17 protein-coding genes are annotated in these 14,154 nt (G+C 66.1%); 14 read left to right on the top strand and 3 right to left on the bottom strand.

Annotation, left to right across the window (positions count from 1 at the left end; translation table 11 throughout):
• The first annotated feature begins 311 nt into the window (after positions 1-311).
• From PVW49_RS22415 to PVW49_RS22445, 7 genes are read left to right on the top strand one after another with little or no spacing between them, the layout of a single operon-like run.
• The gene (locus tag PVW49_RS22415; protein WP_048532912.1) at positions 312-1,013 is read left to right on the top strand and encodes a response regulator transcription factor; all 702 of its coding nucleotides are present in this window, start codon (positions 312-314) and stop codon (positions 1,011-1,013) included.
• Positions 1,013-2,719 carry a sensor histidine kinase gene (locus tag PVW49_RS22420; protein ID WP_048532910.1) on the top strand — a complete coding sequence of 569 codons (1,707 nt, stop codon included), beginning with the start codon at positions 1,013-1,015 and terminating at the stop codon, positions 2,717-2,719. Before PVW49_RS22415 ends, PVW49_RS22420 begins: the two co-directional genes overlap by 1 nt.
• A gap of 3 nt (positions 2,720-2,722) precedes the next feature.
• Complete coding sequence (locus PVW49_RS22425) at positions 2,723-3,139, top strand: HPr kinase/phosphorylase (protein WP_274591624.1); 417 nt, start codon at positions 2,723-2,725, stop codon at positions 3,137-3,139.
• A 29-nt stretch (positions 3,140-3,168) separates the two neighbouring features.
• Positions 3,169-4,062, top strand: coding sequence for an RNase adapter RapZ (rapZ, locus tag PVW49_RS22430; protein ID WP_048532908.1), 894 nt, complete (start codon positions 3,169-3,171; stop codon positions 4,060-4,062).
• Positions 4,063-4,090: 28 nt separating this feature from the next.
• Positions 4,091-4,492 carry a PTS sugar transporter subunit IIA gene (locus PVW49_RS22435; protein ID WP_048532907.1) on the top strand — a complete coding sequence of 134 codons (402 nt, stop codon included), beginning with the start codon at positions 4,091-4,093 and terminating at the stop codon, positions 4,490-4,492.
• Entirely contained in the window at positions 4,489-4,767 is a 279-nt protein-coding gene (locus PVW49_RS22440; RefSeq protein WP_048532906.1) for an HPr family phosphocarrier protein, read from the top strand. Before PVW49_RS22435 ends, PVW49_RS22440 begins: the two co-directional genes overlap by 4 nt.
• A 41-nt stretch (positions 4,768-4,808) precedes the next feature.
• A complete protein-coding gene (locus PVW49_RS22445; protein WP_048533956.1) occupies positions 4,809-5,684 on the top strand; it encodes a lysophospholipid acyltransferase family protein in 876 nt (291 codons plus the stop codon).
• Between the two features lie 113 nt (positions 5,685-5,797).
• Here the strand turns inward: PVW49_RS22445 and PVW49_RS22450 are convergent, their stop codons facing one another.
• Positions 5,798-6,673, bottom strand: a complete 876-nt coding sequence (locus tag PVW49_RS22450; protein ID WP_048532905.1) for a 3-hydroxybutyryl-CoA dehydrogenase — start codon at positions 6,671-6,673, stop codon at positions 5,798-5,800.
• A 167-nt stretch (positions 6,674-6,840) separates the two neighbouring features.
• Here PVW49_RS22450 and PVW49_RS22455 point away from each other — a divergent pair, with 167 nt between their 5' ends.
• The 4 genes from PVW49_RS22455 (at position 6,841) to PVW49_RS22470 (ending at position 11,046) form a co-directional block, all read left to right on the top strand.
• Entirely contained in the window at positions 6,841-7,671 is an 831-nt protein-coding gene (locus PVW49_RS22455; protein WP_074836148.1) for a DUF6473 family protein, read from the top strand.
• Positions 7,672-7,807: 136 nt separating this feature from the next.
• Positions 7,808-8,461 (top strand): protein-L-isoaspartate O-methyltransferase family protein, encoded by a 654-nt coding sequence (locus PVW49_RS22460; RefSeq protein ID WP_048532903.1) that lies wholly within the window; start codon positions 7,808-7,810, stop codon positions 8,459-8,461.
• Positions 8,462-8,569: 108 nt separating this feature from the next.
• Positions 8,570-9,937 (top strand): TolC family outer membrane protein, encoded by a 1,368-nt coding sequence (locus tag PVW49_RS22465; protein ID WP_274566064.1) that lies wholly within the window; start codon positions 8,570-8,572, stop codon positions 9,935-9,937.
• A 95-nt stretch (positions 9,938-10,032) separates the two neighbouring features.
• Positions 10,033-11,046, top strand: coding sequence for a hypothetical protein (locus PVW49_RS22470; RefSeq protein ID WP_139211285.1), 1,014 nt, complete (start codon positions 10,033-10,035; stop codon positions 11,044-11,046).
• A 64-nt stretch (positions 11,047-11,110) separates the two neighbouring features.
• Here the strand turns inward: PVW49_RS22470 and PVW49_RS22475 are convergent, their stop codons facing one another.
• Positions 11,111-11,437 carry a DUF6280 family protein gene (locus tag PVW49_RS22475; protein ID WP_048532900.1) on the bottom strand — a complete coding sequence of 109 codons (327 nt, stop codon included), beginning with the start codon at positions 11,435-11,437 and terminating at the stop codon, positions 11,111-11,113.
• A gap of 216 nt (positions 11,438-11,653) precedes the next feature.
• On the opposite strand from PVW49_RS22475, the gene efp reads away from it, so the two are divergent.
• Positions 11,654-12,217: an elongation factor P gene (gene efp, locus PVW49_RS22480; protein WP_048532899.1), complete on the top strand. Its 564-nt coding sequence runs from the start codon at positions 11,654-11,656 to the stop codon at positions 12,215-12,217.
• Between the two features lie 91 nt (positions 12,218-12,308).
• On the top strand, positions 12,309-12,569 hold the full coding sequence (locus PVW49_RS22485) for a hypothetical protein (RefSeq protein ID WP_139211287.1): 261 nt from the start codon (positions 12,309-12,311) through the stop codon (positions 12,567-12,569).
• 31 nt (positions 12,570-12,600) lie between these two features.
• On the opposite strand, the gene ygfZ is transcribed toward PVW49_RS22485, so the two are convergent.
• Positions 12,601-13,362, bottom strand: coding sequence for a CAF17-like 4Fe-4S cluster assembly/insertion protein YgfZ (ygfZ, locus tag PVW49_RS22490; protein WP_074836154.1), 762 nt, complete (start codon positions 13,360-13,362; stop codon positions 12,601-12,603).
• A gap of 64 nt (positions 13,363-13,426) precedes the next feature.
• On the opposite strand from ygfZ, the gene PVW49_RS22495 reads away from it, so the two are divergent.
• Positions 13,427-14,110 carry a TIGR04283 family arsenosugar biosynthesis glycosyltransferase gene (locus PVW49_RS22495; protein ID WP_274591625.1) on the top strand — a complete coding sequence of 228 codons (684 nt, stop codon included), beginning with the start codon at positions 13,427-13,429 and terminating at the stop codon, positions 14,108-14,110.
• The last annotated feature ends 44 nt before the right edge of the window (positions 14,111-14,154 follow it).

Consider the following 14,154-nt stretch of genomic DNA (forward strand, 5'->3'; position numbering starts at 1 on the left):
ACGGCAGAACGCGCCGCCCCCGCGGCCCTGTCCCGGGCCTCGGTCCAACTGGTGTAACATGGGGTTTCTTAGGGTGAACAGGACGCAGGGACGCAGTTAGCGCCACCAAATCACGGTTTAGCGCAATCATATTTCGCGTCGGTGACGCGGGGTCTGAAAGGTGAGGCAATTTAGCCATTCCTTCGTACTTTTCGGGTCTGCTTCCGGGGGGCTGGCGACGTGATTCGCAGTTAACGATTGATTGCCCGCCGCATATCAAGGCATAATGGCGCAAAAAAATATGACAGTTGAGCAGCATAAGGACACACCCAATGTCTAAAATCGCCTTGGTGGACGATGACAGGAACATCCTGACGTCGGTCGCAATGACGCTTGAGGCCGAGGGCTTCGAAGTCGAAACCTACAACGACGGCCAGACGGCGCTTGAAGCCTTCAACAAGAAGATGCCCGACATGGCGGTGCTGGACATCAAGATGCCGCGGATGGACGGCATGGACCTGCTCCAGCGCCTGCGCCAGAAATCGACCATGCCGGTGATCTTCCTGACCTCCAAGGACGACGAGATCGATGAGGTTCTGGGCCTGCGCATGGGCGCCGACGACTACGTCAAGAAACCGTTTTCGCAGCGGCTTCTGGTCGAACGCATCCGCGCGCTGCTGCGCCGCCAGGACGCGGTCGAGACCGGCGCCGTCGGCGACACCGAGGAAACCAAGGTGATCGAACGCGGCGAACTGCGGATGGATCCGCTGCGCCATGCGGTGGCCTGGAAGGGCAAGGACGTGTCGCTCACCGTGACCGAATTCCTGCTGTTGCAGGCGCTGGCCCAGCGCCCCGGTTTCGTCAAGTCGCGCGACCAGCTGATGGACGTCGCCTATGACGATCAGGTCTATGTCGACGACCGCACCATCGACAGCCACATCAAACGCCTGCGCAAGAAGATGCGCAGCGTCGACGATGATTTCTCTGCCATCGAGACGCTTTATGGTATCGGTTACCGGTATAACGAAGAATAATGGCTCTGGTCGAGGAAATGGGCGTGCCCGAGACAGGCTCCAAACGGCGGGGTGACGTTGTTCTGGGCGACGATTGGGTCGCGCCCGACGGCACCGTCGAGCAGGAGCTTCAGGACAGCCGCGCCCGACGCGGGCTGTTTTCGCTGCGCACGTCGCCGCTCACCCGCAAGATCATCATGTTCAATCTGATCGCGCTGAACGTGCTGGTCGGTGGCATTCTCTATCTCAACTCCTCGCGCGACGGTCTGGCGGCACAGCGCGCCTCGGGCCTCGTCAGCGAAGCCGAACTGATCGCCGATGTCTTCGAGGCGCAGCTGCCGGGCAGCGCGCCGGTCAGCCTCGTCACCGGCGATGGCGTCGATGTCGCCGCAACGCTCGAGGGGATCGAGCTGCGCCGCGGCGCCGAGGTCTTTGTCTTCGATCCGGCGCAGGCCATCGTCGGCCGTTCCGCCTCGGACAGCATCGATGCGCCCGAGGATGAGGGCAATACCGTCATCACCGATCTGCTCGGCTCGATCTGGGACGCGGTGGCGCGGCTGGTCACCGATTCCGAAGAAGAGCGCCTTGCCGCCTTCGAGGAACACCTGATCGATCTGGCTGGCCCGGCGCTGGCCGGCAACACCACCGTACGCACCACCGAATCCGCCGATGGCGGCACGGTCTTTACTGTCGGTACGCCGATCGAACAGGGCGGTGCGCCGATCGGCGCCATCGTCCTGGTCTCGGCCTCGGGCGAGATCGACAAGCTGGTGCGCACCGAGCGCGAGCGGGTCTTGCAGATGTTCCTCGTGGCGACGCTGGTCTCGATCGGCCTGTCGCTGGTACTGGCCTCGACCATTTCCAACCCGATTTCCGATCTCGCCGAAGCCGCCGAACTGGGCCGCGACCGCGACCGCCGCAAGGACGCCAAGGGCCGCATCCGCATCCCCGACCTGACCGCACGCCCCGATGAAATCGGCCGGCTGTCGGGCGCGTTGCGCGGTATGGTCACGGCGCTTTATGACCGCATCGACGCCAACGAACAATTTGCCGCCGACGTCAGCCACGAGATCAAGAATCCGCTGGCCTCGCTGCGTTCCGCGGTGGGCTCGCTGCGCATGGTCAAGCGCGAGGATCACCGTGACAAGCTGCTCGACGTGATCGATCACGACGTGCGTCGGCTCGACCGGCTGGTCAGCGACATCTCCGATGCCTCGCGGCTCGACAGCGAATTGGTCAAGGAAGAACAGGCGCAGTTCAACCTGCTCGACCTCCTGGGCAACCTCGGCGACTTCCTCGGCAAGGAGGCGCAGACCAAGGAGATCGAGTTCATCACCGATCTGCCCGAGGCGCCGATCATGGTGCATGGTCTCGAAGCGCGTCTGGCGCAGGTCTTCGTCAATCTGATCACCAATGCGATCAGCTTTTGCGAGGCCGGCGATGCGATCCGCGTCTGGGCCCGTCAGCGCGAGAACCGCGTGCTCATCGTGGTCGAAGACACCGGCCCCGGCATCCCGGAAGAAGCGCTGACCAAGATCTTCAAACGCTTCTACTCGCACCGGCCCGAGCATGACTTCGGCAACAATTCCGGCCTTGGCCTGGCGATCTCGAAACAGATCGTCGAGGCGCATGACGGGGTGATCTGGGCCGAGAACATTCGCCCCACTGAAGCCGACATCACCTCCGAGCCGCTGGGCGCGCGTTTCGTCGTGGGGCTTCCGGTCTAGAAAATGGCGCAGCTTCTGCACGCAAGCACCGTGGCCTTCCGGGGCCGCGGTGTTGTCATTCTGGGGGCGTCCGGCAGCGGCAAATCGGCGCTGGCGCTCGAGCTGATGGCGCTGGGCGCAGGCCTGGTGGCCGATGACCGCACCTTGGTCGAGGTGCAGGACGGCGCGTTGGTCGCCTCCTGCCCGCCGGCGATCTCGGGGCGGATCGAGGCCAGGTTCCTGGGCCTTCTCGGGGCCGACCCGCATCCGCCGGTGACCCTGGCCCTCGCCGTCGATCTCGACTGGGTGGAGCAGCAGCGGCTGCCGCCGCTGCGGCAGACCGAAATCGCCGGCGTTTCGCTCGCTTTGGTTCACAATCGCGACGAAAGGTATTTCCCTGCTGCAATCAGGCAGTATCTTGTGCATGGTCGCCGCGACTGACCCCCGGCGCCCCAGGAGACGAAGACCCCATGCATCCCGATGCACCCAACCGCCTTGTTCTGCTCACCGGCCCCTCCGGGGCGGGGCGGTCTACGGCTCTGAACGCGCTCGAAGATATGGGGTTCGAGACCATCGACAACCTGCCGCTGGCGCTGGCGCCGACGCTGCTCGACGGCGGGCTGAGCCGCGACATGGCGCTGGGAATCGATGTCCGCACCCGGGATTTCTCGCCGGCGGCCCTGACGACGCTGCTGGCCAATATCGCCCAGCTCACCGGGCAGAACGCCGAGCTTGTGGTGCTCGAGGCAGAGGCCGGCGTGCTGGCCAACCGCTACAACGAGACCCGCCGCCGCCATCCGATGGCGCCCGACGGCACGCCCGAGGCCGGCATCGCGATCGAGCTCGAGATGCTGGGCGCGCTGCGCGATCAGGCCACCGTGCTGATCGACACCTCGGCGCTGTCGCCGCATGATCTGCGGGCCGAGATGCAGCGGATCTTTGCCCGCAGCGGCGGACATGATCTCGCGGTTTCGGTGCAGTCCTTTTCCTACAAGCGCGGCCTGCCGCTGGCGGCGGATGTGGTGTTCGACTGCCGCTTCCTGAAAAACCCCCATTGGCAGCCCGACCTGCGCCCGCTGACCGGGCAGGACAGCCGGGTCGCCGATCACATCGCCACCGATCCGCGCTTTGCCGTTTTCCGCGACAAGGTCTTTGATCTGCTGACCTTCCAGCTGCCCGCTGCACGTGATGAGGGCAAGGCGCATTTCTCGGTCGCCTTCGGGTGCAGCGGTGGCAAACACCGCTCCGTTGCCCTCGCGGAAAGCATTGCCCGAGGGCTTGCAACGGCGGGCTGGGGGGTGTCAATTAGGCACCGAGAGCTTGAGCGGCGCGCGCTGGCGCCGCTGGACCCTGTCCAACGGTGACCGGGAAATGAACGGGAGACCGGCGACCTTGATCGGCATCGTGATTGTGGCGCATGGCGGACTGGCCAGGGAGTACCTGGCCGCGATCGAACATGTGGTCGGGGCACAGCCGGGCATCCGCGCGATCTCGATCGAGCCCGACCATGTGCGCGACGACAAGCAGATCGAAATCTGCCGCGCTGCCGATTCCGTCGACCAGGGCGGCGGCGTGGTCATCGTGACCGACATGTTCGGCGGATCGCCCTCCAACCTTTCTCTCATGGCCTGTGCGCCCGAGAACCGGCGCATTCTTTATGGCGCCAATCTGCCGATGCTGATCAAACTGGCGAAAAGCCGCGATTTGGGTGTTGCCGACGCCGTCAGGCGTGCGACAGAGGCGGGACGCAAGTATATCGACAGCCAGAATATCTCATCGGATCAGACTACATGACAGACACCGTGACCCGCACTCTGAAGATCGTGAACGAGAAGGGGTTGCACGCCCGCGCCTCGGCCAAGCTGGTCGAGGTGGTCGAGGGATTCGATGCCCGGGCCGAAGTCTCGCGCGACGGCCTCGACGCCTCGGGGGATTCGATCATGGGGCTTTTGATGTTGGCAGCTTCGAAAGGAAGCACTATTGAGGTTCAGACTTCGGGCCCGGACGCCGAGGCGCTGGCTGATGCCGTCGAAGCCCTGGTGGCGGATCGGTTCGGAGAAGACTGCTAGGCCGGCTCACGGCCTGCCGGGGAAGGATGCTGAACGCAACCATGGTGGAAACCGCGCAATCCTCAGCCGGGCGCAAGGCGTCAACGGCGGGCCAGCAGGTACCCTATGACAAGCGCAAGCTGTCTTATGCCAATACCTTCACCAATCCGTGGAAGGCCAATACCATCCGGGCGATGGAATGGTTGACCGGCAAGCTGCCGCTGTTGCGCCTGGTGCGCCGGTTCGAGCGCCAGGGGCCGAAAGAGGGGCCGGCCTTCTTCAGCCAGGCGCTCGAGCTGATGGGGATCGAGCTGCGCACCCCGGCCGAGCAGATCGCCCGCATCCCGGCCACCGGCCCGGTGATCGTGGTGGCCAACCATCCGCACGGGCTGGTGGACGGCATGGTCCTGGCGGAACTGGTGGGCCGGGTGCGCACCGACTACAAAATCCTGACGCGCAACCTGCTTTCCGGGGTGAGCGAGATCGAGGACCTGATGATCCCGGTGCCGTTCCCGCATGAGGAAAACGCCCGTGTCGAGAGCCTGGAGATGCGCAAGGCGGCGATGGATCACCTGCGCCAGGGCGGGGTGATCGTGCTGTTCCCCTCGGGGGTCGTCGCCGCCAGCGACACCTTCTTCGGCAAGGCGGTCGAGGCGGTCTGGAATCCCTTTACCGCCAAGATGATCACCCGCTCCGGCGCCACGGTGGTGCCGATCCATTTCCCCGGCCAGAACTCGCGCCTTTACCAGATCGCCAACAAGGTGTCGGCCACCCTGCGGCAGGGGCTGCTGATCCACGAGGTCATGCATGCCTGCAACCGGCCGCAGGCGCCGATCATCGGCGCTCCGATCACGCCCGAGGAAATCCGCAGCTGGGACAGCAAGCCGCGCCGCATGATGGCCTGGCTGCGCGCCCATACGCTCGGGCTGGGAGGCTAGACAGCAGCCGCGCCGGGGCGGTGGCGGCAGGAGGGGGCCAGCCCCCTCGGCCTGCGGCCTCACCCCCGCGGTATTTTCGGCAAGAGGAAGCAGCCGGGGCGTGGTCCCCGGGGTCAGCGGGTCGGCACGGGGGTCTCGCCGCGGTAGTCGTAGAAGCCGCGTTTGGTCTTGCGGCCGAGCCAGCCGGCCTCGACATATTTCGTCAGCAGTGGGCAGGGGCGGTATTTGGTGTCGGCCAGACCGTCGTGCAGGACGTTCATGATGGCCAGGCAGGTGTCGAGGCCGATGAAATCGGCCAGCTCGAGCGGCCCCATCGGGTGATTGGTGCCGAGCTTCATCGCCTTGTCGATCGAGGTGACATTGCCGACGCCTTCGTACAGCGTATAGACCGCCTCGTTGATCATCGGCATCAGGATGCGGTTGACGATGAAGGCGGGGAAATCCTCGGCCGAGGCGGCGGTCTTGCCCAGCCGCTCGACCACGCCGAGGCAGGCGTCATAGGTGTCCTTGTCGGTGGCAATGCCGCGGATCAGCTCGACCAGCTGCATCACCGGCACCGGGTTCATGAAGTGGAAGCCCATGAATTTCTCGGGCCGGTCGGTCCGACTGGCCAGCCGGGTGATCGAGATCGACGAGGTGTTCGAGGTCAGGATGGTGTTCGGCTTGAGATGCGGCAGCAGCCCGTCGAAAATCTTCTGCTTGATCTCCTCGCGTTCGGTCGCGGCCTCGATCACCAGATCGGTCTGCGCCACCTCCGCGGTTTCGAGCGTGGTGCGGATCCGCGCCAGGGCCGCGGCCTGGTCTGCGGCGCTCAGCGTGCCCTTGGAGACCTGTCGGCCGAGGTTCTTGCCGATCCGCGCCACCGCCGCGTCAAGCGCCTCCTGGGAGATATCGGTCATCACCACGTCATAGCCGGCCACCGCCATCACATGGGCGATGCCGTTGCCCATCTGGCCCGCGCCGATCACACCGATCGATTGAATTTCCATGACCTGCCCTCGTTCTGCTCGCCAGACAATAGGCAGCAACGCGGGCCGAGGGCAAGGGCGGGCGGCCGCGGAGTTTCCGTTAAACATCGCCATAAATCCATCGTTTAGGCATTTCGAAATCGAATCGGGTGAGGCTCGTCCCGGGTGAGAAAAATCAGGTGGGTGAGATGACCTATGACATGACCGGGGGCGCGGCCCCCGACTATCTTCCTTGTCGCTACGGGGCGTCGCGGCTGGTGTTCCGAGGGCCCCGGCGCCGGCTCGAGGGCGAATATGTCGCCTTTTTCGGCGGCACCGAGACTTTTGGAAAATTCATTGAAACGCCGTTTCCGGCGCTGACCGAAGAGGCGCTTGGCCTGGCCTGCGTGAATTTCGGCTGTGTCAATGCCGGGGTGGATGCCTTTGTCAACGACAGTGCCCTGCTCGAGGCGGCGGGTCGGGCGCGGGCCACGGTGGTGCAGATCATGGGGGCGCAGAACATGTCGAACCGGCTGTACAGCGTGCACCCGCGCCGCAACGACCGCTTCATCAACGCCTCGGCGATGCTCAAGGCGGTGTTTCGCGAGGTGGATTTCACCGAGTTCCACTTTACCCGGCACCTGCTGGGCGAGCTGGCGGCGATCAGCCCCGATCGGTTCCGCATGGTGCGCGAGGAACTTCAGGCGGCCTGGCTGGCGCGGATGACCTTGCTGATCAGCCGGATCAAGGGGCCGGTGGTGTTGCTCTGGCTGGCCGACCGGGCGCCGTCGAACGAGCCCGACGCGGAAGCCGATCCGTTATTTGTGACCGCCGACATGCTGGAGGCGCTGCGGCCCAAGGTGGCGGCGATCGTCGAGCTGCGCGCCTCGGCCGCGGCCCGCACACAGGGCACCGCCGGCATGCGTTTCGACCCGATGGAAGAGGCCGCCGCGCGCGAGCTTCCGGGGCCGGCGGTGCATGACGAGGCCGCCTTGGCGATCGCCTGCGAGCTGTCGGGGCTGCTGAACCGCCGGCATTGAGCCGGGAGGCGCGGCACGCGGCCGGCCCGGGCCATCTGCCGGCTGCGCCACGCCGGAAAACCCCGATGCGGTCATTGCCGGGCGAGAGGGTTTGTGGCAAGACGGAGCTGACGTTCCTGAACCGACGAGTTTAGACATGACCGACTATGCCCAGCGCCGGACCTTCATGGTCGATACCCAGATCCGCCCGTCCGACGTGACCAAGTTTCCCATCATCGATGCCATGCTCAGCGTCCCGCGTGAGGTCTATACCCCGCGTGACAAGCGCGAGGCCGCCTATGTCGGCGAGAATATCGAATTCGCGCCGGGCCGGGTGATGCTCGAACCCAGGACGCTGGCCAAGATGCTGGATGGCCTGGCGATCTCGGGGGGAGAGCTGGTGCTCGATATCGGCGCGGGCTACGGCTATGCGGCAGCGGTGATGGCGCGGATGGCCGAGGCGGTTGTTGCCGTCGAGGACGACGCCGACCGGGTGTCCGAGGCGCAGGGCGCGCTGTCGGATCACGGCGCCGACGGGGTGATCATGCACGAGGCGGCGCTGGACGCCGGCGCACCGGAACACGGGCCCTACGATGTCATCGTAATCGAGGGCGGCATCGAGCATCTGCCCGAGGCCATTGCTGATCAGCTCAAGGACGGCGGCCGCATTGCCGCGCTCTTCATGGAGGGCGCGCTTGGCACGGTGCGGCTGGGTTACAAGCAGAACGGTGCGATCTCGTGGCGGTTTGCCTTCAATGCGGCGGCGCCGGTGTTGCCCGGATACCAGAGTTCCAGGGAATTTGCGCTGTAGCGGCACCGCGTGGCTTTTGCAGCGACGGAGGCGGGCCCAGATGGCGTATCAACGAGTGGCAAGTTCAGGAGACAGGCAATGATCCGCAATGCAATGAGGCGGGGCGCCTTGACTATCGCACTGGCGCTGGCGCCAGTGGCGACCAAGGCCGAGACGCTGGCCGATGCGCTGGCCAGCGCCTATACGCATTCCGGCCTGTTGCAGCAGAACCGCGCCTTGCTGCGCGCCGCCGACGAGGATGTCGCGGTGGCGGTTGCCGCGCTGCGCCCGATCGTGAGCTGGAGCTCTTCGTTCAGCCGCGATTTCGGTTACAGCTATTCCGCCACGACCGGCGCCGGCACCGGTTTTCAGGATGACAGCGCCAGCTTTTCCATCGTGGCCGAACTGCTGCTTTATGATTTCGGCGCCTCGCGGCTTCAGGTCGATGCCGCCAAGGAGGCGGTGCTGGCCACGCGCGAAGGGCTTGTGGTGATCGAGCAGCAGGTGCTGTTGCGCGCCGTCGTGGCCTATGTGGGTGTGCGCAGCGCCTCGGAAACCGTGTCCCTGCGGCAGAACAACCTGCGGCTGGTGCAGCAGGAGCTGCGGGCCGCACGCGACCGGTTCGAGGTGGGCGAGGTGACGCGCACCGACGTGTCGCTGGCCGAGGCGCGGCTGGCGGCCAGCCGGGCCAATCTTGCTGCGGCCGAAGGCGATCTGTTGCGCGCGATCGAGGAATACCGTGCCGCTGTGGGTTCGGGGCCGGACAATCTCGTTGCGGTGACGCGGCTGCCCGATGTCGAGCGCAACGAAGACGCGGCCAAGGCGATCGCCGTGCGTACGCATCCGTCGATGCGCCAGGCGCAATACCAGGTCTCTACCGCCGATATCAACCTGCGCCGGGCCGAAGCGGCGGTCAAGCCGCAGGTCTCGCTCTCGGGACGGGTCACCAAATCCGGCGATTTCAACAGCGGCGATTATTCCAACACCGGGTCGGTCTCGGTCGATTTCGGCGGCCCGATCTATCGGGGGGGCCAGCTGTCGGCACTGGAGCGTCAGGCCAAGGCGCGCGCCGATGCCGCGCGGAGCAACCTGCATGTGGTGCAGCTTGGGGTGGCGCAGGACGTGGGCACCGCGCTGGCCACGCTGCGCGTGGCGAATGCCTCGATCGAGGCGACCGAGCGGCAGATCCGCGCTGCCCGCGTCGCCTTTCAGGGGGTGCGCGAAGAGGCGACCCTGGGCCAGCGTACCACGCTGGACGTTCTGACCGCCGAGCAGGATCTGCTTGACGCCGAGGTGGCCTATACCGCCGCCGTGGCCGACCGCACGATTGCCGCCTATCAGGTTCTTTCGGCCATGGGGTTGATGACCGCCAAGCATCTCGGTCTGAACGTGCAGCTTTACGACCCGGCGGAATACTATCGGCTGATCAGGAACGCGCCGGTCAAGAGCCTTCAGGGCGACAAGCTCGACCGGGTGCTGCGCCGCATCGGCGACTGAGGTCCACCCGCCACAAACCCCGCGCAATTTTCGCTATCGGTTGTGCGGTGCGCCCCGCCGGGGTATCCTCCCGGCGAGGCAAAGTGGTGAAAATAATGTCAGATCCTGTCAAATCCTCGGAGATCGAGGATGTCCTGTCATCTATTCGCAGGCTGGTGTCCGAAGAGGCACGTCAAGAAATGCAGGCACGGCGGGCGGAGGCCGAGAAGGCCGTGCCGCCAGAGGCCAGGGCCCCCCAGGAACCGGAAGCCCTGGTGCTGACCCCGGCGCTGCGCGTGCACGACGGCGGCCGGGCAGAGCCCGACTCGCCGGCCCCGGAAGCGATCGAGGAAGCGCCCTTCGAAGAGGCTGTCGACGAGGGCGCCGAAGCCGCGCCCGAGGTCTTCGCCGATCATGTCGCGGAGCCGGCCGCGGAGGCGGTGCAGGAGGCCGTGGCCGAGAGTGTATCTGCGGATGATCTGCCCGAGGCGCCGGCCGAGCCCGAGACGCTCGAGGCCAAGATCGCGGCGCTCGAAGCGCTGATTGCCGGCAGCAACGAAGGCGCGGCGGCGCAGTCGGAGGTACCTGCCGCCGAAGCGGACGCCCCGGAGGCGGAGACCACCGATACCACGGATATGGCGCCCGATTTGGCACCGGAGGCGGCGGCGGAGGAGGCGCTGGATTGGGAAGATCACGACCCCGATGTGCCCGAGGCCGAAGCCGCGCCGAATGCCGCCGAGGAGGCCCCCCAGGACACCCCGGCCGAGCAGCAGGACACCCTGGCAGCGCAGGAAGAGGCGCAGCAGGACGACACATCCGAGGCTCTGGATCAGGACGACGATCAGCCGCCGGCCAAGCCGTTTGTCTTTGTCTCGCGCAACAGCGTGCCGGGCCCCGAAGCGGCGCCCGAGGCGGAGGCCGGCGACGATGGCGACACCGATGCCTCCGAGGAACTGGTGTCGGCCGCGGCCGATCTTGGCGCAATCGACGAGGAGGCCCTGCGTGACATGGTGGTCGAGATCGTCCGCGAGGAGCTTCAGGGCGCCCTGGGCGAGCGGATCACCCGCAATGTTCGCCGCCTTGTCCGGCGCGAAATTCACCGCGCCCTGGCCAGCCAGGAACTCGACTGACCCTGCAAACGCAAACGCGCCCCGATCACGGGGCGCGTTTGCAAGTCTTGGAAAAGATGGAAGATCAGGCGGCTTCGCGTTCCGCCGCTGCGGCCGCATTGCGCCGTTCGCTTTCTTCGCGCGACAGGGCGACCGAAGTCCGCACACCCTTGCCCACGAATTCCATCAGACCCTGAACGACACGTTCGTTCGGGTCGATCCCGGCACAGGACAGCACCTCGCGTCCATCACGCGAGCGCGCCCAGCGGGCAATCTGTTCGGGGCCGTTGCCGTATTTCTTGTCATCGGCAATGGCGTCGTCGAGTGCAGCCAAGACCACGGCGGCAAACAGCTTGCGGGCACGGCTGCCCTGTTCGCTGTTAAAGGCTGTACCATCAACGAAATCAGTCATGTATCGTCCTTTATTCTTGCTCTTGTGTTTCTGGCGTGAAGGCCCTTATGGCCGCTTTTTATTGATTCGGATACCCCGCAAACGCATACCACTTATGTGATACTTGCATAGCTTTCTGCGCATGCAGCACAGGATATGGTAAGCTTGCTCTGGGCATGAACGCGATATATAGGTCCCGTCAAATCGTCTTCAACCTCTCGACAAGGTCCTGCCACAATGCCCAAGATCAACGGTAACGAAATCCGCCCCGGCAATGTCCTCGAGCACGACGGCCATCTCTGGGCCGCCGTCAAGGTCGATCATGTCAAACCCGGCAAAGGTGGTGCATTTGCGCAGGTCGAAATGAAGAACCTGCGCAACGGTTCCAAGCTGAACGAACGCTTCCGTTCCGCCGACAAGGTCGAGCGCGTGCGGCTGGAACAGAAGGACATGCAGTTCCTCTACGAAGACGGCGGCCAGCTGATCTTCATGGACACCGAGACCTACGACCAGGTGCAGCTCGACGCCGAGATCCTCGGCGAGCGCCGCCCCTTCCTGCAAGACGGCATGACCATCGTGGTGGAATTCCACGAAGAGGAGGCGCTGAACGCCTCGCTGCCGCAGAAGGTCACCTGCAAGGTGGTCGAGACCGAGCCGGTGGTCAAAGGCCAGACCGCCGCCAACAGCTTCAAGCCCGCCGTGCTCGACAATGGCGTCAAGGTCATGGTGCCGCCCTTCGTGGGCCAGGACGAGGATATCGTCGTCAACACCGAAACCATGGAGTATTCCGAGCGCGCCTGACCTCGGGGCCCGCGCGCATATCCCCCGGACAGCCGGGGGCGCGCATTTCATGATCAAAGGCCTCCGGCACAACGCCAAGGAGGCCTTTTTCATGTCCACAGACCATCCCGACCTCGCGGCCATCGCCGCCCTGCATCGCGGCGACACCGCCCGCATCGATGCCATCGCCCGCCGGCTGGCCCGGGGCGCCGGGCTGCTCGGCTATCGCACCGAAGGCGTGTTGCGCGGCTACCTGCTCTGGAGCCGCGGGGCCGGGGGCGCGCCGGAGATCGAGCGCCTCTACGTCGCCCCGGGCTGGCGCCGCCGCGGCATCGAAGAACGGCTGCGCCGCCGTCTGCCGCAGCCCTCGTAACCGCCCCGCGACACGCCCAGGTGGTCGGGCTTCAACCCGGCCCGCGTGCCACTAGAGAAACCTGCGCCGCCCCCGCCTGCATCTCGCCCCTGGCCCGGTCAAACCGCAGATAGGCCAGCGCCCGGTCGCCGGCGCGGGTGCCCAGCACGCCCACCGGCTTGCCGTTGGCGGTGATCTCGCTGCCCGGATCGGCGGCGCCGTCCACCGCCACCTGGGCCAGCCCCTTGCGCAGTTCGGTCTTGTGCTTCATCCGCGCCGTCACCTCCTGGCCGACGTAACATCCCTTGCGGAAATCCACCCCCGCCAGCCGCTCGAATCCCATCTCGAGCAGATAGCTGTCCGGCCCCAGTTCGCGTCCCCAGCGCGGCACCATCGCCGCCACATGCAGCGCATCCCAGTCGGTGTCGTCCGCCTCCACCGCCTCCGGCGCGATCAGCCGCCAGCCCAGCCGGTCGTCGCGCGGATCGGGCAGGGCGCCCGCCGGCGCCGCACCGGTGCCACGCGACACCGCCAGATCGGTCGGCCCAATCGTCACATCGGCGCGCAGCTTGTACATCGTCAGCCGCTTGGCCAGCCCCTCGGCCAGCTCGGCCGGCAGATCCATCAGCACATCCGCACCGTCCGCCTGCAAGAAGAAGTCGGCGATCAGCTTGCCCTGCGGCGTCAGCATGGCGGCATAGACCAGCCCGCGATCCAGCCGCGCCACGTCATTGCTGACCAGCCCTTGCAGAAAGTCCCTGACATCGCCGCCTGCAAGGCGCAGCACGCGGCGTTTCCCGGCATAAGTGTTCATTTGACAATTCCTTCCGGCCCTGACGTCCCATATAGACATCCCGTGAGCAAGCAGAAGAGGCAAGATGCGCGCCCCGATCTCGGTCATCATCCCGACGCTGAACGCCGCCACGGCGCTGCCCCCCTGCCTGATGGCGCTGGGCGAAGGGCTGCAAGAGGGGCTGATCCGCGAGCTGATCGTCAGCGATGGCGGTTCCACCGATACCACCCTCGCGACCGCAGAGGCCGCCGGCGCCCGGATCGTCACCGGCCCGGCCTCGCGCGGCGGCCAGCTCCGGCGCGGCGCCGCCCGGGCGCAGGGCGACTGGTTGCTGGTGCTGCATGCCGACACCAGGCTCGCCCCGGGCTGGACCGCGCCGGTGCTGGCGCATCTTTCCGGCGGTTCCGCCGCCGCCTTCCGCCTCCGCTTCGACAGCCGCCACCCGATGGCGCGGCTGACCGAAGGCTGGGCCAACCTGCGCAGCCGGCTGTTCCAGCTGCCCTACGGCGATCAGGCGCTGCTGCTGCCTCGCGCGCTCTATGACGCCGCCGGCGGCTATCCCGACCAGCGGCTGATGGAGGATGTGGCCCTGGCCCGCGCCCTCAAGGGCAAGATCACACTGTTGCCCGCCAAGGCGCTCACCTCCGCCGACCGCTACCGCCGCGACGGCTGGCTGCGCCGCGGCGCGCGCAATCTCGTCACCCTGGTCCGCTACGCCACCGGCACCCCGCCCGAGACCCTGGCGAAAGGCTATCACCGACGCTCCTGATCTTCCTCTTGCCGAAAATACCCTCGGGGGAGGCCGCAGGCCGG

Source organism: Marinovum sp. PR37 (assembly GCF_028807375.1).
Taxonomy (GTDB): domain Bacteria; phylum Pseudomonadota; class Alphaproteobacteria; order Rhodobacterales; family Rhodobacteraceae; genus Marinovum; species Marinovum algicola.

Bases quoted from the DNA above. Each gene is read 5' to 3' on its own strand.
- PVW49_RS22415 (WP_048532912.1), top strand. From the start codon at position 312: ATGTCTAAAATCGCCTTGGTGGACGATGACAGGAACATCCTGACGTCG.
- PVW49_RS22420 (WP_048532910.1), top strand. From the start codon at position 1,013: ATGGCTCTGGTCGAGGAAATGGGCGTGCCCGAGACAGGCTCCAAACGG.
- PVW49_RS22425 (WP_274591624.1), top strand. From the start codon at position 2,723: ATGGCGCAGCTTCTGCACGCAAGCACCGTGGCCTTCCGGGGCCGCGGT.
- rapZ (WP_048532908.1), top strand. From the start codon at position 3,169: ATGCATCCCGATGCACCCAACCGCCTTGTTCTGCTCACCGGCCCCTCC.
- PVW49_RS22440 (WP_048532906.1), top strand. From the start codon at position 4,489: ATGACAGACACCGTGACCCGCACTCTGAAGATCGTGAACGAGAAGGGG.
- PVW49_RS22445 (WP_048533956.1), top strand. From the start codon at position 4,809: ATGGTGGAAACCGCGCAATCCTCAGCCGGGCGCAAGGCGTCAACGGCG.
- PVW49_RS22450 (WP_048532905.1), bottom strand. From the start codon at position 6,673: ATGGAAATTCAATCGATCGGTGTGATCGGCGCGGGCCAGATGGGCAAC.
- PVW49_RS22455 (WP_074836148.1), top strand. From the start codon at position 6,841: ATGACCTATGACATGACCGGGGGCGCGGCCCCCGACTATCTTCCTTGT.
- PVW49_RS22460 (WP_048532903.1), top strand. From the start codon at position 7,808: ATGACCGACTATGCCCAGCGCCGGACCTTCATGGTCGATACCCAGATC.
- PVW49_RS22470 (WP_139211285.1), top strand. From the start codon at position 10,033: ATGTCAGATCCTGTCAAATCCTCGGAGATCGAGGATGTCCTGTCATCT.
- PVW49_RS22475 (WP_048532900.1), bottom strand. From the start codon at position 11,437: ATGACTGATTTCGTTGATGGTACAGCCTTTAACAGCGAACAGGGCAGC.
- efp (WP_048532899.1), top strand. From the start codon at position 11,654: ATGCCCAAGATCAACGGTAACGAAATCCGCCCCGGCAATGTCCTCGAG.
- PVW49_RS22485 (WP_139211287.1), top strand. From the start codon at position 12,309: ATGTCCACAGACCATCCCGACCTCGCGGCCATCGCCGCCCTGCATCGC.
- ygfZ (WP_074836154.1), bottom strand. From the start codon at position 13,362: ATGAACACTTATGCCGGGAAACGCCGCGTGCTGCGCCTTGCAGGCGGC.
- PVW49_RS22495 (WP_274591625.1), top strand. From the start codon at position 13,427: ATGCGCGCCCCGATCTCGGTCATCATCCCGACGCTGAACGCCGCCACG.